The sequence below is a fragment of the Streptomyces sp. SM18 genome, assembly GCF_002910775.2.
GTDB classification, from domain to species: domain Bacteria; phylum Actinomycetota; class Actinomycetes; order Streptomycetales; family Streptomycetaceae; genus Streptomyces; species Streptomyces halstedii.
The window spans coordinates 3,288,929-3,311,639 of sequence record NZ_CP029342.1; the positions used below are offsets into that span (position 1 = coordinate 3,288,929).

Below are 22,711 nucleotides of genomic sequence, written 5' to 3' on the forward strand. Positions count from 1 at the left end.
TCCCGAGAGACGCTGCAACCGCAGCCCGTGACCAGGAGTGATCGATGACCCAACTCGAAGGCGAGCATGCCTCCTCCCCAACTCACGACCGGGCCAACACAAGCGCGCCGCCCCCCGCCCCGGGTTCACCCGTTCTCGAGTCCATGGGCGGCATCGCGGGCTTCGTCTACTCGACCGTCCCGGTCGTGGTGTTCGTGATCGCACTCGCCTTGCTGTCGACGAAGGCAGCCGTGATCGCGGCTGTAGCAACCGGTGCGGTGCTCACCGTGGCCCGGCTGGTGCGTGGGGAACGTCTTCTCGCCGCTTCGGGCAGCCTGACCGGTGTTCTGGTCGCGGCAGGCATCGTCGCACTCACCGGATCCGCCAAGGACTTCTTCCTGCTGGGCATCTGGGTGGCCTTCGCAGGATTCCTCGCCACCTTCGGTTCGGTCCTCCTGCGCCGCCCCCTGACCGGTGTGGTGTGGAACCTCCTGCACGGTGGCGCGCACGCCTGGCGCGCGGACCGTCAGGTTCTGCGGGCACACGACATAGCCACGCTCGCAGCGGCGAGCGTCTTCGGCGCCCGGTTCGTAGTGAAGCAGTGGCTCTACGTGCATGACGCCACCGGCTGGCTCGCCTTCGCGAAGATCGCCATGGGCACCCCCCTCACCGTCGTCGCCGCACTGGTCGTCGCCTGGGCCTTCCGTGCAACGTCCAAACGTCTGGCGGACAGCCGACCGGTCCCGACCATCGCTCAGCACGAGGCCGAACTCCCCCCTCGTCAGGATGCGTCCGGGTAACGAGCAGTCACATCACCTCAGCGAGGAAGGAACCTCATGTCGATCAGCCACACGCAAACGGAGACGGTGCGGGAACTCGGAGCCTTCGAGCGGACCATCGATCTCTACATGCATCGAAACCCTGTCCAGTTCTCCCTGGTCGCCGAGATCGACCGCAAGGTCTGTGAGCAGACGCTGGCACGGGCGCTGAAGCAGGTACAGGCACAGCACCCGCTCCTCCGCGTCTCGGTCGACCGCCGGTCCGCTCAGGCTCGGTACCGCTGGGCAGAGGGCCCGGTCAGGATCGAATCCGCCGCCGAGGGAACGCCCTGGCAGGCGGTCGTCGCCCGTGAGCAGACGTGCCCCATCGCGCCGGAGCCCGGCCCGCTCCTGCGGACCGTACTGATTCCCGCGGAAACAGGCAGCTTCATTGTGCTGACCTTCGCTCACCAGATCACCGATGGCACCGGCGGCATGCGGGTGGTGTCGGACCTCGTCGCCGCCCTCGACGGCGACGAGGAGAGCGGTAGGCCGACCCCGGGGCAGGATGCGCCGCCCTCCCAGGAGGCCCTCCTGCAGGCCCTCGACGCGGCGACGCCTCCCGTAGGGCCGCCCCAGGACGAGCTGATGAACCCGCCCGGCGAGCTGACTCAGTTCTCGGGACGGGCACCGCACGTCTCCGCCTTGGCCCTGCAACGCGGTCTGACCGCACGCCTCGTGGCCCGCTGCCGCGCGGAGGGCGTGTCCGTGCACGCCGCGCTGTGCGCTGCCGCCGGCACGGTCTTCCACCGCGCGGGCCGCACCCGGGTGAGGGTGCTGAGCCCGGTCGACCTGCGCCGTGCCGCGGGTCTGCCCGACGCCGTCGCCAATCGCTTCGCCGGAGCGCGGACAGTCAGCGAGGCATCCCAGGCCGAAGATTTCTGGAAGCTGGCCCAGCATCATCACCAGGCTCTGCAACACGAGCGGACACCCGGGTTGCTCAAAGCCGGTTCGCAGGCGCTGGCCCATCAGCCGCCGACCACCCCCGAGGAGGCCGAGGCGATGATGACCGCGGTCACCGCCGCCGACATCCAGATCACCAATCTCGGAGTGGTCGAGGCGCCTGCACACGGCCGCGCCCGTCTCACCGCTCTGTGGGGACCGGCGCAGACCACCCAACTGGCCGGCGAACACGTCCTGGGTGTCGCCACCTGCGAGGGGCGCCTACGCATGACGGAGCTGACCCACGACCCCATGGCCGTTCTGCTGCCCGACATGGTCGCCGTCCTCGCCCAGCAGTGCACCGAACCCGGCGCGCCCTCCTCCTGATGCGTGCAGGGCACCGAGCACCGTCCCAGACACACCGTCGGCCATCCGGCGGTTCGAAACGCCCGGGACGCCCTCGCCGAACGGGCAGAGCGCCACCGAACCGATCCGGCCACCACATCCACACCACGCCCTCGACAGCCGCACCCGATGAGCGACACACAGGAGTGACCATGCAGTCCCGTACCGACGCCCACGAAACAGTCGATACCGCCTTCCTGGCCGAGCTGCGGTCCCGTATTCCTGCGGACCGTGTGCTCACCAGCGGACCGGAGTACACGCGAGCCGTGGCGCTGTTCAACGCAGCGGTCGATGTCCGCCCTTCCGTCGTCGTGCGGTGCGCGAGCACCGCTGACGTGCAGGCGGGAGTACGCGCTTCTCGCAACCATGGAGTGCCACTCTCCGTGCGTGGCGGGGGTCACGACTTCTGGGGCCGGGCGTTCCGTCCCGGTGGGCTGGTTCTCGATCTGACCGACATGAGGGACGTGCAGGTCGACGTCGACCACCGTTACGCGACGGTGGGTGGCGGGGCGCTCTCGTCCGACGTCGTCTCGGCCGGCGAGCGGGCGGGTCTGACCGCCGTCACCGGAACGGCGGGCTCCGTCGGCATGGTCGGCCTCACGCTCGGCGGCGGCTACGGCCCCCTCCTGGGCCAATTCGGCCTAGCAGCCGACAACCTGCTCGGCGCCGAGGTCGTCCTGGCCGACGGTTCACGGGTGAACACCGACGCCGAACAGCACCCGGACCTCTTCTGGGCGCTGCGCGGCGGCGGCGGCAACTTCGGCGTCGTGACCTCGGCACGGATCCGCCTGCACCCCGTACCGACCGTCATCTCGGGAACCATCCTGTACCCGATCGACCACAGCGCAGGCATTCTGGCCGACCTCGGCGGGATCCTTCAGGACAGTCCCGACGAGCTGACGGTAGACGTGGGGTTCCTTCCCGGCCCGGACGGCAAGCCGACGGTGTACGTCGCGCCGACCTGGTCAGGGAACCTCGACGCGGGCAACGCCGAGAACGGACCGGTGCGTGCACTGGCCAAGCTCAGTACACCCTTGCTCGCCGACATCGGACCGGCCGCTCGTTCCACGACGCTGGCCGCGACGGACGCCATGTTCCCACCCGGACGCATGGGCGCGATCCGCACACGGACCATCCAGAGCGTCACAGGCTCCATCGCGACCGTCCTGGACCGAGCCGCCCAGGAGTTCACCTCACCGTTCTCCGCGATCGTGTGGCACCAGTTCCACGGTGCAGCCACCCGCCCACCACTCGGTTCCACGGCTTTCGGCCGACGCGAACCGCACCTCATGGTCGAGCTGATCTCCATGTGGGAGAACGGCGAGAACCAGGACCACACAGGTAGGTCCTCGCACCTGCGCTGGCTGGAAGAAACCCACGCAGCCCTCGAACCGTTTTCCCTGCCGGGCGGCTACGTGAACTTCCTGGGGCCGGAAACTCCCGACCAGATAGCGAACTCCTACGGGCCGAACACCGAACGCCTGCTCGCCGTGAAGTCCGCAGTCGACCCGGACTCGGTCTTCTCCGCCACACCGCTCCCTACATCCACCGCCGACGCCTGATCCCGCGCGTGTGAGGTGAAGGAGAGATCGCCGACCTGGTCAACGGCAGCGACTCCTCACCCCTGCCTCCTGCTGATCAACGCTGGAGCCTGCCGCCGCCCCACACCGGGCCTCGGCACGCGCACAGCGGCCGCAGCTCTTCGAGGGCTGCGCGCGGCGCACGGCCGGAGCACGACAGCCGCCGTGAGCAGAGCAGTTGCGGCGGAAAGGGCGCGTCGCTCGAGCAAGCGGTAAGTCGTGTCCGGTGGGACAGCTTGTCTGTCGTGCCCGCCCGGAAACTCGTGTCGCCAGGCACGTACACGCGGGCACCCCGGCGAGGGCGGACCTCTTTCATAGTGGTCCGCCCTCGTTCTCTCTACTGGCCCGCAGCTGCTTGCGCGTTTCTCAGGGCATCGCGGTCTGAGGCGCACGCTCCGACATGACGGCCGAAGGCGACCAACAGGCTGGCGGTTGAGCAGCGACAGACAGCTGCAACTCGGAGGTTCTTCCAAATGTCGGGCCGGCGCAGAAAGGCCTCCGGCCAGCTGCCCCTCCGCGGGCACCCGGAGCCTCCCATCCCCTCGGAAAGCGTTTCCCGGCCGCAGCGTCAAGCACGCTTGTCCACCGGCTGTCCACCGGAGCAAGTGACTACGCGGCGACCGAAGGGCTGAACTGCACCAGAACAGCAGTTCAGAGCCTTGCCGAAGCTCACAGGCGACAGCGAAAACAAACCTGGGACCTGCGCATTACATGCACAGACGACCGGTGCCCGATTTAACAGGATTCCAAGGTCATCCCAAACAAGAAACCCCAGGTCAGAAACTCGACCTGGGGTTTACCATGGAGCCGCCTTCGGGATTCGAACCCGAGACCTACGCATTACGAGTGCGTTGCTCTGGCCAACTGAGCTAAGGCGGCACGCTCCGGCACACCATGGTGCGACCAGCAGCGACGCCAAGTCTACACAGTTTCCCAGGGTGCTCCGAACCGCCCTGGGCCCCGCCCGTACCCCCAGGTCAGGAGCACTTCTTGCCGTCCTTGGGAGGCGTGCCCTCCAGCAGGTACGTGTTGATCGCCGTGTCGACGCAGTCGCTGCCCCGGCCGTACGCCGTGTGCCCGTCGCCCTCGTAGGTGAGGAGGCGGCCGGAGGAGAGCTGCTCCGCCAGCGAGCGCGCCCACTTGTACGGCGTGGCCGGGTCGCGGGTGGTTCCGACCACGACGATGGGGGCGGCTCCCTCCGCCTCGGTGCGGTGGGGGGTGCCGGTGGCCTCGACCGGCCAGGATCCGCAGTTCAGGGCCGCCCAGGCGAAGCCCTTGCCGAAGACCGGGGAGGCCTTCTCGAAGGCGGGGAGGGCCTTCTCCACGTCTTCGGGGCGGGTGAAGGCGGGGGCGAGGTCGAGGCAGTTCACCGCGGCGTTGGCGAACATCAGATTGGCGTACGACCCGTCGGGCTCGCGCTCGTAGTAGCTGTCGGCCAGGGCGAGCAGGCCGGAGCCCTCCCCCCGCTTGGCCTCGGCCAGCGCCCGGCGGAGCTGCGGCCAGGCCCCCTCGTCGTACATCGCCGCGATGACGCCGGTCGTCGCCAGGGATTCGCCCAGCTCGCGGCTCTCGCCGGTCGGGACCGGTTCGGCGTCCAGGTCGGCGAAGAGCTTCTTCAGCGCGGTCGCCGCGTCCGCGGTGGACGTGGTGCCGAGCGGGCAGTCCTTCTCCTTGACGCAGTCCGCGGCGAACGACTGGAACGCGGTCTCGAAACCGGCGGTCTGGTCGCGGTTGATGTCGATCGCGGACAGCGACGGGTCCATCGCGCCGTCGAGGACGAGCCGGCCCACGCGGGCCGGGAACAGATCGGCGTACGTCGCGCCGAGGAACGTCCCGTACGAGGCGCCCAGGTAGTGGAGCCTCTCGTCGCCGAGCAGGGCACGCAGGATGTCCATGTCACGCGCGGTCTCGACCGTGGAGACGTGCGGGAGGATCTTGCCCGACCGCTTCTCGCAGCCGGTCGCGAAGGTGCGGAAGGCCTCGTTCAGCTTCGCGACCTCCGCGTCGTCGTCGGGGGTCTGGTCCACCTGGGTGTAGGCGTCCATCTCCTTGCCGGTGAGGCAGGTGACGGGTTCGCTGCGGGCGACCCCGCGCGGATCGATGGCCACCATGTCGTACCGGGCGCGGACCGGGGCCGGATAGCCGATGGCCGCGTATCCCTGGAGGTAGCCGATGGCCGATCCGCCGGGGCCGCCCGGGTTCACCAGGAGCGAACCGATCCGCTTCCCGGGGCCGGTGGCCTTCTTCCGTGAGACGGCCAGGTCGATGTCACCGCCGTCGGGCTTCGCGTAGTCCAGCGGCGCCTTCATGGTCGTGCACTGGAAGCCCTCCACCCCGCAGTCCCGCCAGCGCAGCTTCTGCCCGTAGTACGGCTTGAGCTCTTCGGCGGCCGCGGAGCCGGTGGCCGAGGCACGCGGCGCCGATCCGCCGCTGCTGCAACCGGAGACGAGGAGACCGGCAGTGCCGAGCGCGGTGGCGAAGACGGTGAACAGGCGCCTGGTGTTCATCCCCGGAGCGTAGCCGCAGGGTGACGACTCCACCGATTCCCTGCTCTTACGGGTGAATTCGCGCGTCGCGTCCCGGCCGGGAGCGGCGGCCGTCAGCCGGCCCGGAGAGCCATCGTCATCGCCTCCACCGCCAGCAGCGGGGCGACGTTGCGGTCCAGCGCCTTACGGCAGGCGATCACGGCTTCTATCCGCCGCAGGGTGTGCTCGGGGGCCGACGCCCCGGCGATCCGGTCGAGCGCGTCCCGTACGTCGGTGTTGGCGAGGGCGGTCCGGGAGCCGAGCTGGAGGGCCAGCACATCGCGGTAGAAGCCGGTGAGCTCGGTGAGCGCGAGATCGAGGCTGTCGCGCTGCGTGCGGGTCCTGCGGCGCTTCTGCTTGTCCTCAAGCTCCTTCATCACTCCGGCGGTGCCACGCGGCATGCGACCCCCGGCGGCGGCACCGAGCGCCGCCTTCAGCTCCTCGGTCTCCTTGCCGTCCACCTCCTCCGCGGCCTGCTTGGCGTCGTCGTTGGCCGTGTCGATCAGCTCCTGGGCCGCCTTGAGGCAGCCTCCGACGTCCTGGACGCGCAGCGGCAGCTTGAGCACCGCGGCCCGCCGCGCACGGGCCCGCTCGTCCGTGGCCAGCCGGCGCGCCCTGCCGATGTGCCCCTGCGTGGCACGGGCGGCGGAGGCCGCCCGCTCGGGGTCGACGCCGTCCCGCCGGACGAGCATGTCCGCGACGGCGTCGACCCGTGGCGTGCTCAGGGTGAGATGGCGGCAACGGGAGCGGATCGTGGGCAGCACGTCCTCCAGCGACGGTGCGCAGAGCAGCCACACGGTGCGGGGGGCCGGCTCCTCCACCGCCTTCAGCAGGACGTTGCCCGCGCCCTCGGTGAGACGGTCGGCGTCCTCCATGACGATGACCTGCCAGCGCCCCACGGCGGGCGAGAGCTGAGCACGGCGGACCAGCTCACGGGTCTCCTTCACGCCGATGGAGAGCATCTCGGTGCGGATCACGTCGACGTCCGCGTGGGTCCCGATCAGGGCCGTGTGGCAGCCGTCGCAGAATCCGCAGCCCGGTTCCCCGCCCAGGGCGCGGTCGGGGCTGGTGCACTGGAGCGCCGCGGCGAAGGCACGGGCGACGGTCGACCGGCCGGATCCGGGCGGCCCGGTGAACAGCCAGGCGTGGGTCATCTTCGACCCCGAGGGCACCGGAGTGCGGTCGGACTGCGCGGTGACCAGCGCATCGGCGTCCCGGGCGGCGGCACCGAGCTGCTCCCGCGCTCGGTCCTGCCCGACCAGGTCGTCCCATACGGTCATGGGTCACCGTCCTTCCGGTGGTGTGCTGCTGAGGAAGCCGGATTCCATTGTGCGGGAGGGGTCTGACAGCCCGGACCACACCGGCACCGGACCGGTCCTCTCCGTACGTCCTCGCCACCGCCGCGGCCCGGCTTCACCACCGCTCGACGGAACGGGCGCCCCGGGAGCGGTGATCCGTCACCCCGGGACGCCCGCGCCGGACGCCTCACGTTCCGTCAGCCGCGCGGCCCGCGGCCTCCACGGCCGCGCCGGTCCTGGTCGTCGTCCTCCTGGCCACCGAGCAGTTCGTCGGCCAGGGTCGGCAGGTCGTCGAGCGGTGTCTCCTCGGCCCAGTCCGGGCGAGGCCGCCGGCGGCGGTCCGAACGGTCCTGGTCCCCGCCGTCCGTCCGCGGGTTCTCACCGACCTGGGGCAGCTCGCGCGTGCGCTCGTTCTCGCCCTCGGACCCGCGCTCGTCCCGGAAGACGCCCGGCGGCACCCGGTCGGCCGGGTTCTCGTCGCGCACGGGCGGCAGCACGGTCGTCTCGTCCGCGTCCCGTACGGCCGGCAGGACGGTCGTCTCCTCGGCGTCGGGGGCGGAACGGTCCTGCGGCCGGGCCAGCGGTACCGGCTGCGTGATCTCGTTCGGGTTCACGACGGGGGTCGGCACCGTGAGCTCGTTGTCAGGCGCCGAAGATGCCGAAGATCCAGAAGGTCCCGGGGAATCGGACGGCGCGGACTCCCGCGACGCCGTCTCGGCGGCTGCGGCGGCGGCCGCCGCCTCTGCCCGGCGCCGTGCCTCCTCGGCACGCACCAACGCCGCCTCCGCCTTGCGCTGCTTCTCCAGGCGGAGTTCCTCCGCCTCCTTGCGGAGCCTGGCCTCCTCGGCCGCCTGCTTGCGCAGCCGCTCCTGTTCGGCCTCGCGCGCACGCTCCTCCGCCTCGACGCGGGCCCGCTCCTGCTCGGCGCGGCGGCGGGCCTCCTCGGCACGCTGCCGGGCCTCCTCCGCCTGCCGCTCGGCCTCACGCTGCCGGGCCTCTTCCTCCTCGCGGCGCCTGCGCTCCTCCTCCTCGGCACGGAGCTTGGCGAGCTGCGCCTGCCGCTCGCGCTCCAGCCGCTCCTCCTCGGCCTTGCGGGCCGCCTCCTCCTCGGCCTTGCGGCGGGCCTCCTCCTCGGCCGCCCGGCGCGCCTCCTCCTGGGCCTTGATCTCGGCCTCGGAGAGGGGCAGGAGCTGGTCGAGCCGGTGCCGTACGACGGTGGTGATCGCCTCGGGTTCCTGCCCGGCGTCCACCACGAGGTAGCGGAACGGGGCGGCCGCCGCGAGGGTGAGGAACCCGGCCCGCACCCGGTTGTGGAACTCGGCCGGCTCGGACTCCAGCCGGTCGGGCGCCTCCGTGAAGCGTTCCCGGGCGGTCTCCGGGGCGACGTCCAGAAGGACCGTCAGGTTCGGTACGAGGCCGCTCGTCGCCCACCGCGAGATACGGGCGATCTCGGTCGGGGAGAGGTCCCGGCCCGCGCCCTGGTAGGCGACGGAGGAGTCGATGTAGCGGTCCGAGATGACGACCGCGCCGCGTTCCAGCGCCGGGCGGACCACCGAGTCGACGTGCTCGGCGCGGTCCGCTGCGTACAGGAGTGCCTCGGCCCGGTTGGACAGCCCGGCGGAGGACACGTCGAGCAGGATCGACCGCAGCCGCTTGCCGATGGGGGTCGCCCCCGGCTCACGCGTCACGACGACCTCGTGGCCCTTGGCCCGGATCCACTGGGCGAGCGCCTCGACCTGGGTGGACTTGCCGGCCCCGTCGCCGCCTTCGACGGCGAGGAAGAAGCCCGACGCGGCGGGTGCCACCGCCGGGTCGCCCCCGCGCAGCGCGTCCCGCAGGTCCCGGCGGAGCGGGACACCGGACCGGTCGTCGATCCGGGCGAGGACGATCACGGCGACGGGCAGCAGCAGCGCGCCGATGAGCATCAGGGCGAATGCCGCGCCGCCGTGGGCGAAGACGAAGTCGCCGGAACCGAGGCGGTGCCATCCGATCGCGGCGGCGAGCAGCGGGCCCCCCACCGCGCCGAGGGCGACGAGCACCCGGACGACGGCCTGGAGGTGCTCGGTCGTCCTGGCCTGGCGGGGCGCCTCGGTCTCCTGGTCGAGGATCGCGTGGCCGACACGGGCGGCGACCCCCGCCGCGTAACCGGCGAGCAGCGCGAGGAAGACCCCGGTCGCCGTGTCCGCCACCAGGCCGAGTGCGAGGAGGGCGACCCCGGTGACGGCGATGGCGAGGGCGAGCAGCCGGCGCCGCGACAGGGCGGGCAGCACCTTCTCCGCGGTGCGCATGCCGAGAGCCGTACCGCCGGTCAGGACGAGGATCAGCAGGGCGAAGGCCGCGGGGCCGCCGCCCAGGTCGAAGGCGTGCAGCACGACGACCCCCGCGGCGGCCGCGATGGCACCGGCGACGGCCGCGCACGCGGCGACGACGAGCCGGATCGAACCCGTACGGCCCTTGTCGGGCGCGGAACCACTGCCCGGCCGACGCAGCCCCTCCAGGGGGGAGCGCGGCCTGGGGGTGGCGGTGCCGGGGATTTCGAGGAAGTAGAGGGCCGAGATCGAGGCCGAGAAGAGACCGGCCGCGACGTACGAGCCGAGCGCCGCCTGGTGGAAGGAGAACCACTCGAACCCGGTGCCCAGCAGCTCACCGATCAGCGAGGCGACCAGGAGCACGACCGCGGCGGCGGGGATCGCCAGGAAGTTTGTCCGCAGCGAGAGCCGGCGCAGGGCGTCGAGGTGGTCGGGCAGCGGGCGCACGGCGGCACCCTCAAGGGGCGGGGCCGGCAACAGCGCCGGGGCGGCGCTCTCCTTGGCCACGGTCCACAGACGTTCGGCGGCGCCGGTCACGAAGACGGTGATGAGGATCATCATGAGCGCCTTGTCCGGCACCCAGTCGATCCACAGCGGCGCGACGACCAGCAGGGCGAGCCGCAGTCCGTCCGTCCCGACCATCAGCCATCGGCGGTCCAGCGGACCGCCGGGCGCCACGAGCGACGTCAACGGCCCGAGGAGTACGGCTCCGAAGAGCACGGTGGAAAGGATCCGGGCACCGAACACGGCGGCGACGGCGAAGGCCGCCCCGCGGTATCCGGCCCCGAAGGAGCCCTCGACGACCGCCGCTTGCAGCGACAGCAGCACCAGCACGAGAACGGCGAGTGCGTCGCCGATACCGCCGACGAGCTGGGCGCTCCACAACCGCCTGAGCGGGGGAACACGCAGGAGGGCTCGTACGGCGCGCTCGCGTGAGTCTGCGGCAAGTGTGTCGGAGGTGGGGCTCACGACCGGTGGCTGCTCGGCTCGCGTCATCCGCCCAGCCTATCGGCAGTGACACAGTGCCCGGGGGCCGCACCCGAACATATGGCCGCCACGTATGGACCGGGCGGTACGGGGTACCGGCGGGGCGGGTGGACCACGCCACGAGAAGCCGGACCGAGGCGGAAACCGCCCGGCGGTCCGCCTCTCGGTCCACCCCGCCGCCCGCCCCGTGCGAACAACGGCGACCGAACCACGGCGACCGGGACCCGCCGCCCGCGCGGCTTCGCCGACCCGGTCCCCGCGCGCCCCCGCACGACCTGGGCACGCGAGGCGCGGCGCCCCACGTGCCCAGGTGGTCAGCGGTCAGGCCTTCAGGCTTCAGATCTCAGGCCGTCAACGGTCCCACGCCCAGACGGCCGGGCTCCCGCGCCCGGCCCGCCTCACTCCTCCGTCGAGGACGCGGTGGCCTTCCGGGCGGGCGCCTTCTTGGCCGTGGCCGCCTTCTTCGTGGCTGTCGTCTTCTTGGCGGCCGTCTTCTTCGCCGGTGCCGCCTTCTTGGCCGTCGCCTTCTTCGCGGGCGCCTTCTTCGCCGTCTTCTTCTTCGCGGGCCCCTTGGCGCGCTTCTCGGCGAGCAGTTCGTACCCGCGCTCCGGCGTGATCTCCTCGACGCTGTCACCGGTCCGCAGCGTCGCGTTGGTCTCGCCGTCGGTGACGTACGCGCCGAAGCGGCCGTCCTTCACGACCACCGGCGCCCCGCTCACCGGGTCCGTGCCCAGCTCCTTCAGCGGCGGCTTCGCGGCGGCCCGGCCGCGCTGCTTGGGCTGGGCGTAGATGGCCAGGGCCTCGTCCAGCGTGATGTCGAAGATCTGGTCCTCGGACGTCAGCGAGCGCGAGTCCGTCCCCTTCTTGAGGTACGGGCCGTAGCGGCCGTTCTGCGCGGTGATCTCCACGCCCTCGGCGTCCTCGCCGACCACACGGGGCAGGGACATCAGCTTCAGCGCGTCGGCCAGCGTCACCGTATCGAGCGACATGGACTTGAAGAGGGACGCCGTCCGCGGCTTCACCGCGTTCTTGCCCGTCTTCGGCGTGCCCTCGGGCAGGACCTCGGTGACGTACGGGCCGTAACGCCCGTCCTTGGCGATGATCTGGTGCCCGGTGACAGGGTCCGCGCCCAGCTCGAAGTCGCCGCTCGGCTTGGCCAGCAGCTCCTCCGCGTACTCCACGGACAGCTCGTCGGGCGCCAGGTCCTCCGGCACGTCCGCGCGCTGGTGGTTCTCGGCGCCCTTCTCCCCACGCTCGATGTACGGGCCGTACTTGCCGACCCTGAGCATGACGTCGTTCCCGACCGGGAAGGACGAGATCTCCCGCGCGTCGATCGCGCCGAGGTCGGTGACGAGTTCCTTCAGGCCTCCGAGGTGGTCGCCGTCTCCGTTGCCCGCGTCGGAGGCCGGGCCCGCGCCGTCCGTCTCGGCGCCCGCGCCGAAGTAGAAGCGCCGCAGCCACGGCACGGACTGCGCCTCGCCCCGCGCGATGCGGTCGAGGTCGTCCTCCATGCGTGCGGTGAAGTCGTAGTCGACGAGTCGCCCGAAGTGCTTCTCCAGCAGGTTGACCACGGCGAACGAGAGGAACGAAGGCACGAGGGCCGTGCCCTTCTTGAACACGTATCCGCGGTCCAGGATGGTCCCGATGATCGACGCGTACGTCGACGGGCGGCCGATCTCGCGCTCTTCGAGCTCCTTGACCAGCGACGCCTCGGTGTAGCGGGCCGGCGGCTTGGTGGCGTGCCCGTCGGCCGTGATCTCGTCGGCGCTCAGCGCGTCGCCCTCGGTGACCTGCGGCAGACGCCGCTCACGGTCGTCCAGCTCCGCGTTCGGGTCGTCGGCACCTTCGACGTACGCCTTCATGAAGCCGTGGAAGGTGATCGTCTTGCCGGACGCGGAGAACTCGGCGTCCCGGCCGTCGCTCGCCCGGCCGGCGATCTTCACGGTGACCGAGTTCCCGGTGGCGTCCTTCATCTGGGAGGCGACGGTCCGCTTCCAGATCAGCTCGTAGAGCCGGAACTGGTCTCCGGTCAGGCCCGTCTCGGCGGGGGTGCGGAAGCGGTCGCCGGACGGGCGGATCGCCTCGTGCGCCTCCTGCGCGTTCTTGACCTTGCCGGCGTAGGTGCGGGGCTTGTCCGGCAGGTAGTTCGCCCCGTACAACTGCGTGACCTGCGCCCGCGCCGCGGCGACCGCGGTGTCCGAGAGCGTCGTGGAGTCGGTACGCATATAGGTGATGAAGCCGTTCTCGTACAGCTTCTGCGCGACCTGCATGGTGGCCTTCGCCCCGAAGCCCAGCTTGCGGCTCGCCTCCTGCTGGAGGGTCGTCGTACGGAACGGGGCGTACGGGGAGCGGCGGTACGGCTTCGACTCGACCGAGCGGACGGCGAACGCCGAGTCGGCGAGGGCCGCGGCCAGGGCGCGGGCGTTCTCCTCGTCCAGGTGCAGCGTCCGGTCGGAGCCGGACTTGAGCAGCCCGTCCGGACCGAAGTCGCGGCCCTGGGCGATACGGCGTCCGTCGACGGCGCTGAGCCGCGCGGTGAACACCGAGGGATCGGAGGCGTCGCCGCCGTGCCCGGTGGCGAACGTGCCCGTCAGGTCCCAGTACTCGGCGGACCGGAACGCGATGCGCTCGCGCTCCCGCTCGACGACGAGACGGGTGGCGACGGACTGGACACGGCCGGCGGAGAGCCGCGGCATGACCTTCTTCCACAGGACCGGCGAGACCTCGTAGCCGTAGAGGCGGTCGAGGATGCGGCGGGTCTCCTGGGCGTCGACCATGCGCTGGTTGAGCTCACGCGGGTTGGCGACGGCCGCCCGGATCGCGTCCTTGGTGATCTCGTGGAAGACCATCCGGTGGACCGGGACCTTGGGCCTGAGCACTTCCTGTAGGTGCCACGCGATGGCTTCGCCCTCGCGGTCCTCATCGGTGGCGAGGAAGAGTTCGTCGGACTCGGCCAGCAGCTGCTTGAGCTTCCTGACCTGGGCCTTCTTGTCCGCGTTGACGACGTAGACGGGCTGGAAGTCATGGTCGACGTCGACGCCGAGCCGACGGACCTCGCCGGTGTACTCGTCGGGAACCTCGGCCGCGCCGTTCGGCAGGTCGCGGATGTGCCCGACGCTCGCCTCGACGACGTATCCGGGGCCGAGGTAGCCCTTGATCGTCTTCGCCTTGGCAGGGGACTCGACGATGACGAGTCGGCGGCCGCCCTGTGCGGTCTCGCTGGTCGGGGACAACTTCGCTCTTCTCTCCGGTCGGCACGGGTGGGGCATCCGGGCAGCCCTGTGACGCTGCCCGCGGTGCTGTCGCTGCGGAGTGTGACGGTACAACCCGCCCCCGTGTCAAACGGCAAAAGCCCGCAACGGCCACTCGAACGGTAACCCGACTTCCGGCATTCCTGCCGCCCGGACCGCCCGGTCCGCGCTTCGCACCACGTCCACCCACGGGTTTCACGAGGCCGGCGGGGACACGGGGGAACGCACGTCCGTCCGGAGATCCTCCCTTCGGGAGAGGCAGGTCAGACGTGGGTGAGGAACCACACGCCGAGGGTCAGGAGAAGTGCGCCGAAGAGCGTGGCGAGGGCGGTGGACGCGACGGGGCTCACACCGAGTGCGACGGGCGCGCGCCGGATGGTCCGCGCCCCCGTCCAGACCAGGAGCGCCGCTCCGAACAGTGCGAATGCCGTACCGGCCAAGCCGGCGGTGACGCTCTCCATGTCCGTACCCCTCAACCCTGTCCGCGTCCGCTGCGGCGGATGCCGCCCGTGGCAGTGGGGAGGCTGCCACCCCCGGGCGACGCCGACGCGAACCACGGATGAACAGCGCCTCGCGGCCGCCCGTGACCCCTCGAACGGATTCCGTACAACGACCCCGGGCGCACGCCTCGGCACCCGGGAACCCGCTGTTCGGAACGGTCTGGATCACGGCGCGTCGCACGACGCCCGCGCCGGAGCGGAACATGGCCGTCAGCGCTCCGGCGCACCACCCCGGACGGGCTCCAGAAAGCCTTCCTCGACCAGCAGCCGGATCGCCTGGGGCGTGCGGTCCCGCAGGAGCACCGGGTCCTCCGCCGTCAACTGGGCGATGGCGTCCAGGATCCGGCCGGCGGGCAGCGAACCGTCGCACACACCCGCGAATCCCGCCCCGACCGAGTCCACCTTGGTCGCCCGCCGCATGCCCCGGTGCTGACGCAGCACCACATGCTCGGGATCCTCGGCGCCCGGCAGGCCGACCTGCTCCTGCACGATCTCCTCGGCGAGGGTGAAGTGCGTCCCGAGCAGCGCCGCGTCGTCGTGCTCACGCAGATAGTCCTGGCGCGCGAAGTGGGCCTCCACGGCCGGGCCGAGGGGCTGCTCCACCGAGTGCGGCCACTCCTCGGCGACGACCGACGGATTCCCGGCGGCGGCAGCGGTGGACTTCCTGAGCGTGATCCAGCCGAAGCCCACGGCCTTGGTGCCGCGGGCCTCGAACTCGTCCAGCCACGCCTCGTACCGCTCGGTGTACTCGGCGGGGTCCGCGCGGTGGTCACCGCTGTCGCGCAGCCACAGCTCGGTGTACTGAGTGACGTCCTGCACCTCGCGCTGCACGATCCACGCGTCGCAGCCCCGCGGCACCCAGGAACGCACCCGGTCCTGCCAGTCCTCCCCCTCGACGTGCTGCCAGTTGGCCAGGAACTGCGCGAAACCCCCCTCGTTCAGCCGGTCCCCCGCCTGCTCGACGAGGGTCCGGCACAGGTCGTCCCCGCCCATGCCCGCATCGCGGTACGTGAGCCGGGCCCCAGGAGAGATCACGAAGGGCGGGTTGGAGACGATCAGGTCGTACGTCAGGTCACCGACGGGTTCGAACAGGGAGCCCTCCCGGAGATCGGCCGGGGCGGCGCCGGACAGGGCGAGGGTGAGCCGGGTGAACTCCAGAGCGCGCGGGTTGACGTCCGTGGCGGTGACCCGGTCGGCGTGCTGTGCGGCGTGCAGCGCCTGGATGCCGGAGCCCGTCCCGAGGTCGAGGGCGGACTCGACGGGCCTGCGGACGGTGATCCCGGCCAGCGTGGTGGACGCCCCGCCGACGCCGAGGACAACGCCCTCCTCGTGCGACCCGATGCCTCCGGCCCCGCCGACCGCACACCCCAGGTCGGACACGATGAACCAGTCCTGGCCCTCCGGGCCGCTGTACGGCCGTACGTCGACGGCCGCCCGGACCAGGTCGTCCGCCCCTCGGACCAGCCAGCCGTCCTCCGCACACTCCTCCAGCGGAAGAGCGGCGGCCGCGACGGCGGCCGGGACGGGGCGCTGGAGGAGGAACAGCCGCACCAGCGTGTCGAGCGGCGAGTCCCCACGGGTGGCCCGGAGGGCGGGGACGGTCTCACTGCGCGCGAGAGCGGCGTAGGCGGGTGCGCCGAGCCGTTCGAGAAGACCGTCGGCGGTGAAGTCGGCGGCGAGCAGGGCTTCGCGGAGTCGAGGGGTACGGGCGGATGCGGGAAGGCTGGTCGTACTCACCCGCCCATTGTGTCCGCTTCCTCTGACAACGGCAGCGGCCCGGCGCCCGGGGAGGGCGACCGGGCCGTGTGAGGCGCCCCTCGGGAGCTCTCACGGGCGGCCGAACGCGGCGTGGTCCGGCCCGAACGCGGCATGGCCCGTCCTGCGCGCCAGGCCTCGCTATTCCTTCTCGGCCTTGGAGGGCGTGGGCGAGGCGGGCTCCGACGCCTCGTCGGACGCGGTGGCCGGCGGCGCGGCGGCGGGCGAGGTGGAAGCCGTCGGCTTCTGGCAGCCCTTCTGCTTCGACATCGCGGTGCCGACCTTGCCGGACTGAAGCTTCTTCAAGGCCTGGTCGCCATTGGTGCTGATCTTGTTCAGCTCGTCCGCGATGCCCTTGAGGCCGTCGGCGAACTTGGCCTGATCACCCGTGTCGAGCGCGTCGACCTTCGTCCTCAGGTTCGCGTAGGCGGTGGAAGAGGCGTTGAGCTCCTTCACGGCCTCCTTCTGTGTGGTCTCGCCGTCGTCGACGGGCGGCGGGCCCGCCGAGTCGACAGCGGCGCCCAGCGCCTTGTAGGCCTGCGAGATCTGCTGGAAGGCGGCCGAGTCGGTCTTCTGCACGTCGGCGGGCTTGCTGTTGTCGGCCGTCTGCTCCTGGATCGCGGCATTGGCGTTCGCGATCTTCTGTAGCTGGGGCTGGACCTGGTCGCAGACCTTCTTCGCCCAGTCGTTCACCTTGTCGTCGCTGTCGTCACTGCAGCCCGACAGCGTCAGCACGAGTACCGCACCGCCGGACAGCGCGGCCGCAAGCTTCTTGTTCACCGGATTGGGTCCCTTCCAAGGCTCTCGGCCCCGGAACTTACACGCCAAGTGGGCGACATTCAGGCGGCAGGCATCCGATGTGCGTGCTTTTGCAGCCATTTGCACCAAGAGGAGCGAGGGAGATTCAACTCACCCGAACAGCGCGATCCGCCCGCACGCGACCGCATGGACGAGCCGGGAGCCACGAGTTCAACGCGCCCGACGACGCGTCAGGGCATCGCCCTCCTGACGCACCGACAGGCGGTCTCGTCCTGATCTGCCGTCACGGGTGACGCCGGGTGGAAGAAGGAAAGGTGGAACGAGGGTGGAGAGAGAAAGGACGGGCGGTGCGAAGGACGGCCAGTGCGGAGGACGCGCTGTCCGGCGACGCCGTCCGGGGTCCCACGGTCCCGCAGTCGTCCCTCACCGAGCGCACGACGCTCAGGGGGCGACGACCGCAGGCGTCGTCGGCCAGCTCATACGGATCACTCCGCCGTCCGTGGCCGACCGGACCTCCACGTCGTCCACGAGACCGCTGATGACCGCGAGACCCATTTCGTCCTCGCTGTCGGCGTCCGTCTCCGGCCCGCCGCCCGCGCCACGGAACCGTCCAGGCAGCGAGGTGTTGTCCCCCGGGCCGGGAACCGCGTCGCCCACCTCGATGGAGAACGCCTTCTCCTCCTCGATCAGCACCACGGTCACCGGGGCGGTGATGTCATGGCTCCGGTGCAGTCCGACAGCACGGCTGCACGCCTCGCCGACGGCGAGCCTGACCTCGTCGAGCAACGCCTCGTCGACACCGGCCCGACGCGCCACGGCGGCCGCCACCAGGCGTGCCGTCCTGACGTGCTCGGGCTGAGCGCTGAAGCGGAGTTCAACGGTTGGCATGCCATCCCCCTCGAACGTGTGGGCGTGCTTCTCAGAGGCCCGAGCGTGGCGCCCGGAACCCTGGTTTCCATCTTCCTCCGGAAACCGACGAAGCCGGCAGTCGACCGAAGAGGTCGACCGCCTGCTCGTGACGGCCTGCCCGCTGCCGTCGGCCGGCCCGGACACGACCGTCCCAGGCACGGGCACGACCTGGCCGGCCGGGCCACCACCTGGTCGGCCGGAGGACCGGCCGACCCGATCCGGCGGATCGGTCAGCGACCTCCGACTGATCAGTCAGTGGCCGCGACAGCCTCGTCGACCGTGGTGTGGATGGGGAACACCTTGGTCAGGCCCGTGATCCGGAAGATCTTGAGAATGCGCTCCTGGTTGCACACCAGACGCAGTGAGCCCTCATGGGCCCGGACACGCTTCAGGCCACCCACGAGCACGCCGAGTCCGGTGGAGTCGAGGAAATCGACACCTTCCATGTCGACAACCAGGTGGTAGCTGCCGTCATTCACCAACTCGACCAACTGCTCGCGCAGCTTGGGCGCGGTATACACATCAATCTCGCCACCGACCTCGACGACCGTACGGTCGCCACCAGGGCCGGACACATTGCGAGTCGACAAGGACAGGTCCACGGATCCTCCAGCACCTTGCTATCGAGCGGTCGCCCCTCGGTCTCCCCGACGGAGGCCAGGGGACGGATCGCCAGCCGCGATGGCATTCAATCACTTACCAGCAGCCATGCACGACGCCTTGGGACCATTGTCCGTCATGCCGGTGACACACTCGGTGTCGATGGCCAAGAATCACCGCCCCAGTCAACCACCCGAGAACGGCAGCTCGCGCCCGTCTCCCGCGGTGGTCCTCGACCGGCTCGCCGCAGGGGCGAGCCGGGCAGCGCGCATCACTCATACGGAGCACCTGCCCCCGCGTGAGGGAACCCATGCCATCTGGCCCGACCGCATCCGGCCGGAAGTGGTCGCCGCAATTGGCCGGGCCGGAATCGACCATCCGTGGACCCACCAGGCCGCCGCCGCCGAGCACGCCCTGGACGGGGAATCCGTCGTCATCGCCACGGGAACGGCCTCGGGGAAGTCCCTCGCGTACCTGGCCCCGGTCCTGAGCACCCTCCTCGACGGCTCCCGGGCCCCGAACGGCCGAGGGGCCACCGCGCTGTACCTCGCGCCCACCAAGGCGCTCGCCGCGGACCAGTTGCGCTCGGTGAAGGCGCTCGCGGAACCGCTCGGCCCCGCCGTCCGGCCCGCGGTCTACGACGGGGACACGCCGGTCGAAGAACGCGAATGGGTGCGCCAGTACGCCAACTACGTACTCACCAACCCCGACATGCTGCACCGGGGCATACTTCCGTCCCACCCCCGATGGTCCTCCTTCCTGCGCGCCCTGCGCTTCGTCGTCATCGACGAGTGCCACACCTACCGGGGCGTCTTCGGCTCCCACGTCGCCCAGGTACTACGCCGTCTGCGCCGCCTGTGCGCCCGCTACGGCTCCGAACCGGTCTTCCTCCTCGCCTCCGCCACCGCGGCGCAGCCGTCCGTCGCGGCAGGCCATCTCACCGGCCTGCCCGTCAGAGAGATCGCCGACGACGCCTCGCCCCGGGGCGAGATGGTCTTCGCCCTCTGGGAGCCGCCTCTCACCGAACTGCACGGCGAGAGGGGGGCTCCCGTGCGCCGTACCGCCACCGCGGAGACCGCCGACCTCCTGACCGACCTGACCGTCCAGGGGGTCCGCTCGGTGGCCTTCGTGCGCTCCAGACGCGGAGCGGAGCTGATCTCCGTCATCGCGAAGGAGCGGCTGGCCGAAGTGGACCGGGCTCTGCCGAGTCGGGTCGCCGCCTACCGCGGCGGCTATCTGCCCGAGGAGCGCCGGGCCCTGGAACGGGCCCTGCACTCCGGCGAGCTTCTCGGCCTCGCCGCCACGACGGCCCTGGAACTCGGCATCGACGTCTCGGGCCTCGACGCCGTCGTCATCGCCGGCTACCCCGGTACCCGGGCCTCCCTGTGGCAGCAGGCGGGCCGTGCGGGACGCTCCGGGCAGGGCGCACTCGCCGTCCTGGTGGCCCGGGACGACCCGCTGGACACCTTCCTCGTCCACCACCCCGAGGCGCTCTTCCAGCAGCCCGTGGAGTCGACGGTGCTCGACCCCGACAACCCGTACGTCCTCGCCCCGCATCTGTGCGCCGCCGCCGCCGAGCTCCCGTTGACCGAGGCCGATGTCGCGCTCTTCGGTCCCGCCGTACCCGATCTGCTGCCGCAGCTGGAGGCCGCGGGACTGCTGCGCAGGCGTACGACAGGCTGGCACTGGACCCGCCGCGAACGGGCCGCCGATCTCACCGGCATCCGCGGCGAGGGAGGGCGCCCGGTCCAGATCGTCGAGGAGGGCACCGGCCGGCTGCTGGGCACGGTCGACGAGTCCGCCGCGCACACCACCGTGCACGAGGGCGCCGTCCATCTGCACCAGGGCCGCACGTACCTGGTGCGGAGGCTCGACCTGCGGGACTCGGTGGCCTTGGTCGAGGAAGCCGTTCCGCCGTACTCGACCACCGCGCGCGACACGACCGCCATCAGCGTCCTGGAGACCGACACGGAGATTCCCTGGGGTGACGGGCGGCTCTGCTTCGGCTCCGTCGAGGTCACCAACCAAGTCGTCTCCTTCCTGCGTCGCAGGCTGATCACCGGGGAAGTCCTGGGCGAGACCAAACTCGACCTGCCACCCCGCACCCTTCGCACCCGTGCCGTGTGGTGGACGGTCACGGAGGACCAGCTCGACGCCGCCGGAATCGGTCCCGAGATCCTCGGCGGCGCCCTGCACGCCGCCGAACACGCCTCCATCGGCATGCTCCCGCTGTTCGCCACCTGCGACCGCTGGGACATCGGCGGAGTCTCCGTGCCGCTCCACCCCGACACGCTGCTGCCGACGGTCTTCGTCTACGACGGCCACCCCGGCGGAGCGGGCTTCGCGGAACGGGCCTTCCGGACGGCACGTGCGTGGCTGACGGCGACCCGGCAGGCCATCGCGTCCTGCGAGTGCGAGGCCGGTTGCCCGTCCTGCATCCAGTCCCCCAAGTGCGGCAACGGCAACGACCCACTGCACAAGAGGGGTGCCGTACGCCTTCTGGCCGAACTCCTCCGGACCGCCCCGCCGGACCCCGGCGACGGCCGGCAGCCGGAGGGCACCACCGAGCACCGACCCCTGCCGCCCGCCACCGCGGCGCCCTGAACCGCCGCGGCCACACCCGGATCACATCCGGCACCCCACGGTCACCTCCTCCCTCCCCAGTACGCCCGCGTGGCACCACCAGCACCACCGGCACCACTCGCACCACCACAGCTGGCTGTCCCACGACTACGTCACGGTCATTAGCGGCCCCCCTTCCATACCGCTGAGCTCCTGGTGAACGACGGCACGTCAGGTGTGTCGGGAGCCTGTGCCATCGGAGGGCCGGCTCTCGATCTGGCCTCCGGTGCGTACGGGCCGAAACGAGCGCGTGCGGTTACGTCGGCAATGTCCCCCCGCACCACACACCGCACCAGTTCCGCCTTCTGCGCCCCGGTCACTTCCCTCGCCGCCTCACACGCCTCGGCCACGCCCAGCAATGCGCGATCGGCCGCCGCGAGAGCCGCCAGATCCGCAGCGGCACCGGCCTCGTGCCTGGCCACCACCGCCTGGCCCATCGCGAGCACCGCCGCGAAGACCGCACACAGCGTCGCCGTCGTCACGGCCACCCACACCGTCGCCATCCCCCGGTCCCGCTCCTCGACCCGGCGGCCGACCCGGCGGCCGACCCGTCTTCCGGCCGGGGACCCGGCACGGGGTCGGACTCGCGTTCCGACCTGGGGATCAAGGCCAGCGGCACGTCCGTACCTGTGATCCGGATCGGAGTCAGGGCGGGGGCGGGGGCCAGGGTGAGGATCGAGCCCACGTCCGGGGTCCTGTCCGAGACCGCGTTCGAGATCGGACCCGGGACCGGTCCCCTGCCCGGAACCAGACCCCTGTGCGGGACCGGGACCCGGCCCCGGACCGACCTCTGCTCGTGGTTCGCACAGGAGGCCCGTCCAGGCACGCCTTGGCCTTCTCGTCACGCGTCCGCCCCGATCGTGTCTTCGGCCAAGGCGGCCGCCTCGGCGCTCAGTGTCAGGGCGAGCGCGCCAGGGCCCGGCGCCGGTGACTCGACCCGGACCCGCCACAGCTCACCGGCCCGCTCCACCTCCACCTGGGCCCCGTGCGGTGCCGCTTCCCGCGCGGCGGACAGAACATCCGCCTCAGACTCCGAGCGTGCCGCTGCCCGTGCCCCGGCCCTGGCGGCGTCCACGCAACGGATCTGGTCGGAAGCGGCGACCAGCGCCCAGACGAGCGCCAGGACGAACGCGACCAGCACCGGGACCGCCATGGCGGCCTCCGCCGTCACCGCGCCTCGGTCAGTGGACCGTGATCGAGCCCGGCTTCCCACTCCCGCCCAGGGAGCCAAACGCCTCCCTGTGCCTCTCCCGACCGACTCAGAACTTCGCATCGAGGGCGTCCTTGATCAGTGACTGAAGCGCGGACAGGACGGCCCCGCTGGTCACCACCTTGTAGAGCACGGCGGCGAACGCACACGCCGCGATGGTTCCGACCGCGTATTCGGATGTCGTCATCCCCTGGTCCTGTCGGCCGGAGCGCTTGAGCCGGCCGATCCTGTCCTCGCAAGCGCGCCGCAATGAACTCAGCGCTTGTGTCATGGCGTTCTTCCGCATCTCGACCCCGTGATCCCCGTCTTGTCGTCGTCTTGT

General features: G+C 71.2%; 16 protein-coding genes and 1 tRNA gene. 4 read left to right on the top strand and 13 right to left on the bottom strand.

Annotated features, from left to right (window positions below):
• Window positions 1-44 precede the first annotated feature (44 nt).
• From B9S64_RS14620 to B9S64_RS14630, 3 genes are all read left to right on the top strand, one after another.
• A complete protein-coding gene (locus tag B9S64_RS14620; RefSeq protein ID WP_103491300.1) occupies window positions 45-779 on the top strand; it encodes a DUF3159 domain-containing protein in 735 nt (244 codons plus the stop codon).
• Window positions 780-815: 36 nt separating this feature from the next.
• Window positions 816-2,066 carry a peptide synthetase gene (locus B9S64_RS14625; RefSeq protein ID WP_103491301.1) on the top strand — a complete coding sequence of 417 codons (1,251 nt, stop codon included), beginning with the start codon at window positions 816-818 and terminating at the stop codon, window positions 2,064-2,066.
• A gap of 170 nt (window positions 2,067-2,236) precedes the next feature.
• A complete protein-coding gene (locus B9S64_RS14630; protein WP_103491302.1) occupies window positions 2,237-3,646 on the top strand; it encodes an FAD-binding oxidoreductase in 1,410 nt (469 codons plus the stop codon).
• Window positions 3,647-4,466: 820 nt separating this feature from the next.
• Here the strand turns inward: B9S64_RS14630 and B9S64_RS14635 are convergent.
• The 10 genes from B9S64_RS14635 to B9S64_RS14680 form a co-directional block, all read right to left on the bottom strand.
• Window positions 4,467-4,543 (bottom strand) — tRNA-Thr (locus tag B9S64_RS14635).
• Between the two features lie 98 nt (window positions 4,544-4,641).
• Entirely contained in the window at window positions 4,642-6,171 is a 1,530-nt protein-coding gene (locus B9S64_RS14640; RefSeq protein ID WP_103491303.1) for an alpha/beta hydrolase, read from the bottom strand.
• Between the two features lie 92 nt (window positions 6,172-6,263).
• The gene (locus B9S64_RS14645) at window positions 6,264-7,469 is read right to left on the bottom strand and encodes a DNA polymerase III subunit delta' (protein WP_103491304.1); all 1,206 of its coding nucleotides are present in this window, start codon (window positions 7,467-7,469) and stop codon (window positions 6,264-6,266) included.
• Window positions 7,470-7,684: 215 nt separating this feature from the next.
• The gene (gene tmk / locus B9S64_RS14650) at window positions 7,685-10,792 is read right to left on the bottom strand and encodes a dTMP kinase (protein ID WP_103491305.1); all 3,108 of its coding nucleotides are present in this window, start codon (window positions 10,790-10,792) and stop codon (window positions 7,685-7,687) included.
• A 389-nt stretch (window positions 10,793-11,181) separates the two neighbouring features.
• Complete coding sequence (topA, locus tag B9S64_RS14655) at window positions 11,182-14,016, bottom strand: type I DNA topoisomerase (protein ID WP_103491306.1); 2,835 nt, start codon at window positions 14,014-14,016, stop codon at window positions 11,182-11,184.
• 281 nt (window positions 14,017-14,297) lie between these two features.
• Window positions 14,298-14,495 carry a hypothetical protein gene (locus B9S64_RS14660; protein WP_103491307.1) on the bottom strand — a complete coding sequence of 66 codons (198 nt, stop codon included), beginning with the start codon at window positions 14,493-14,495 and terminating at the stop codon, window positions 14,298-14,300.
• A 249-nt stretch (window positions 14,496-14,744) separates the two neighbouring features.
• Window positions 14,745-16,271 (bottom strand): class I SAM-dependent methyltransferase, encoded by a 1,527-nt coding sequence (locus B9S64_RS14665; protein WP_103491308.1) that lies wholly within the window; start codon window positions 16,269-16,271, stop codon window positions 14,745-14,747.
• Between the two features lie 159 nt (window positions 16,272-16,430).
• Window positions 16,431-17,069: a small secreted protein gene (locus B9S64_RS14670; RefSeq protein WP_103491309.1), complete on the bottom strand. Its 639-nt coding sequence runs from the start codon at window positions 17,067-17,069 to the stop codon at window positions 16,431-16,433.
• A 420-nt stretch (window positions 17,070-17,489) separates the two neighbouring features.
• Window positions 17,490-17,936 carry an ATP-binding protein gene (locus B9S64_RS14675; RefSeq protein ID WP_103491346.1) on the bottom strand — a complete coding sequence of 149 codons (447 nt, stop codon included), beginning with the start codon at window positions 17,934-17,936 and terminating at the stop codon, window positions 17,490-17,492.
• Window positions 17,937-18,205: 269 nt separating this feature from the next.
• Window positions 18,206-18,559 (bottom strand): STAS domain-containing protein, encoded by a 354-nt coding sequence (locus tag B9S64_RS14680; RefSeq protein ID WP_003967428.1) that lies wholly within the window; start codon window positions 18,557-18,559, stop codon window positions 18,206-18,208.
• Window positions 18,560-18,638: 79 nt separating this feature from the next.
• Between B9S64_RS14680 and B9S64_RS14685 the strand changes: the two genes are divergently transcribed.
• Window positions 18,639-21,161 carry a DEAD/DEAH box helicase gene (locus B9S64_RS14685; RefSeq protein ID WP_103491310.1) on the top strand — a complete coding sequence of 841 codons (2,523 nt, stop codon included), beginning with the start codon at window positions 18,639-18,641 and terminating at the stop codon, window positions 21,159-21,161.
• Window positions 21,162-21,301: 140 nt separating this feature from the next.
• On the opposite strand, the gene B9S64_RS14690 is transcribed toward B9S64_RS14685, so the two are convergent.
• The 3 genes from B9S64_RS14690 to B9S64_RS14700 all read right to left on the bottom strand — a co-directional run bounded on the left by B9S64_RS14690 (window position 21,302) and on the right by B9S64_RS14700 (window position 22,660).
• Window positions 21,302-21,682 (bottom strand): Rv3654c family TadE-like protein, encoded by a 381-nt coding sequence (locus tag B9S64_RS14690; RefSeq protein ID WP_103491311.1) that lies wholly within the window; start codon window positions 21,680-21,682, stop codon window positions 21,302-21,304.
• A 338-nt stretch (window positions 21,683-22,020) separates the two neighbouring features.
• On the bottom strand, window positions 22,021-22,332 hold the full coding sequence (locus B9S64_RS14695) for a TadE family type IV pilus minor pilin (RefSeq protein WP_374936068.1): 312 nt from the start codon (window positions 22,330-22,332) through the stop codon (window positions 22,021-22,023).
• A gap of 106 nt (window positions 22,333-22,438) precedes the next feature.
• On the bottom strand, window positions 22,439-22,660 hold the full coding sequence (locus tag B9S64_RS14700; protein ID WP_103491313.1) for a DUF4244 domain-containing protein: 222 nt from the start codon (window positions 22,658-22,660) through the stop codon (window positions 22,439-22,441).
• Window positions 22,661-22,711: the final 51 nt, after the last annotated feature.

Bases quoted from the DNA above. Each gene is read 5' to 3' on its own strand.
- B9S64_RS14620 (WP_103491300.1), top strand. From the start codon at position 45: ATGACCCAACTCGAAGGCGAGCATGCCTCCTCCCCAACTCACGACCGG.
- B9S64_RS14625 (WP_103491301.1), top strand. From the start codon at position 816: ATGTCGATCAGCCACACGCAAACGGAGACGGTGCGGGAACTCGGAGCC.
- B9S64_RS14630 (WP_103491302.1), top strand. From the start codon at position 2,237: ATGCAGTCCCGTACCGACGCCCACGAAACAGTCGATACCGCCTTCCTG.
- B9S64_RS14640 (WP_103491303.1), bottom strand. From the start codon at position 6,171: ATGAACACCAGGCGCCTGTTCACCGTCTTCGCCACCGCGCTCGGCACT.
- B9S64_RS14645 (WP_103491304.1), bottom strand. From the start codon at position 7,469: ATGACCGTATGGGACGACCTGGTCGGGCAGGACCGAGCGCGGGAGCAG.
- tmk (WP_103491305.1), bottom strand. From the start codon at position 10,792: ATGACGCGAGCCGAGCAGCCACCGGTCGTGAGCCCCACCTCCGACACA.
- B9S64_RS14660 (WP_103491307.1), bottom strand. From the start codon at position 14,495: ATGGAGAGCGTCACCGCCGGCTTGGCCGGTACGGCATTCGCACTGTTC.
- B9S64_RS14675 (WP_103491346.1), bottom strand. From the start codon at position 17,936: ATGCCAACCGTTGAACTCCGCTTCAGCGCTCAGCCCGAGCACGTCAGG.
- B9S64_RS14685 (WP_103491310.1), top strand. From the start codon at position 18,639: ATGGCATTCAATCACTTACCAGCAGCCATGCACGACGCCTTGGGACCA.
- B9S64_RS14690 (WP_103491311.1), bottom strand. From the start codon at position 21,682: ATGGCGACGGTGTGGGTGGCCGTGACGACGGCGACGCTGTGTGCGGTC.
- B9S64_RS14695 (WP_374936068.1), bottom strand. From the start codon at position 22,332: ATGGCGGTCCCGGTGCTGGTCGCGTTCGTCCTGGCGCTCGTCTGGGCG.
- B9S64_RS14700 (WP_103491313.1), bottom strand. From the start codon at position 22,660: ATGACACAAGCGCTGAGTTCATTGCGGCGCGCTTGCGAGGACAGGATC.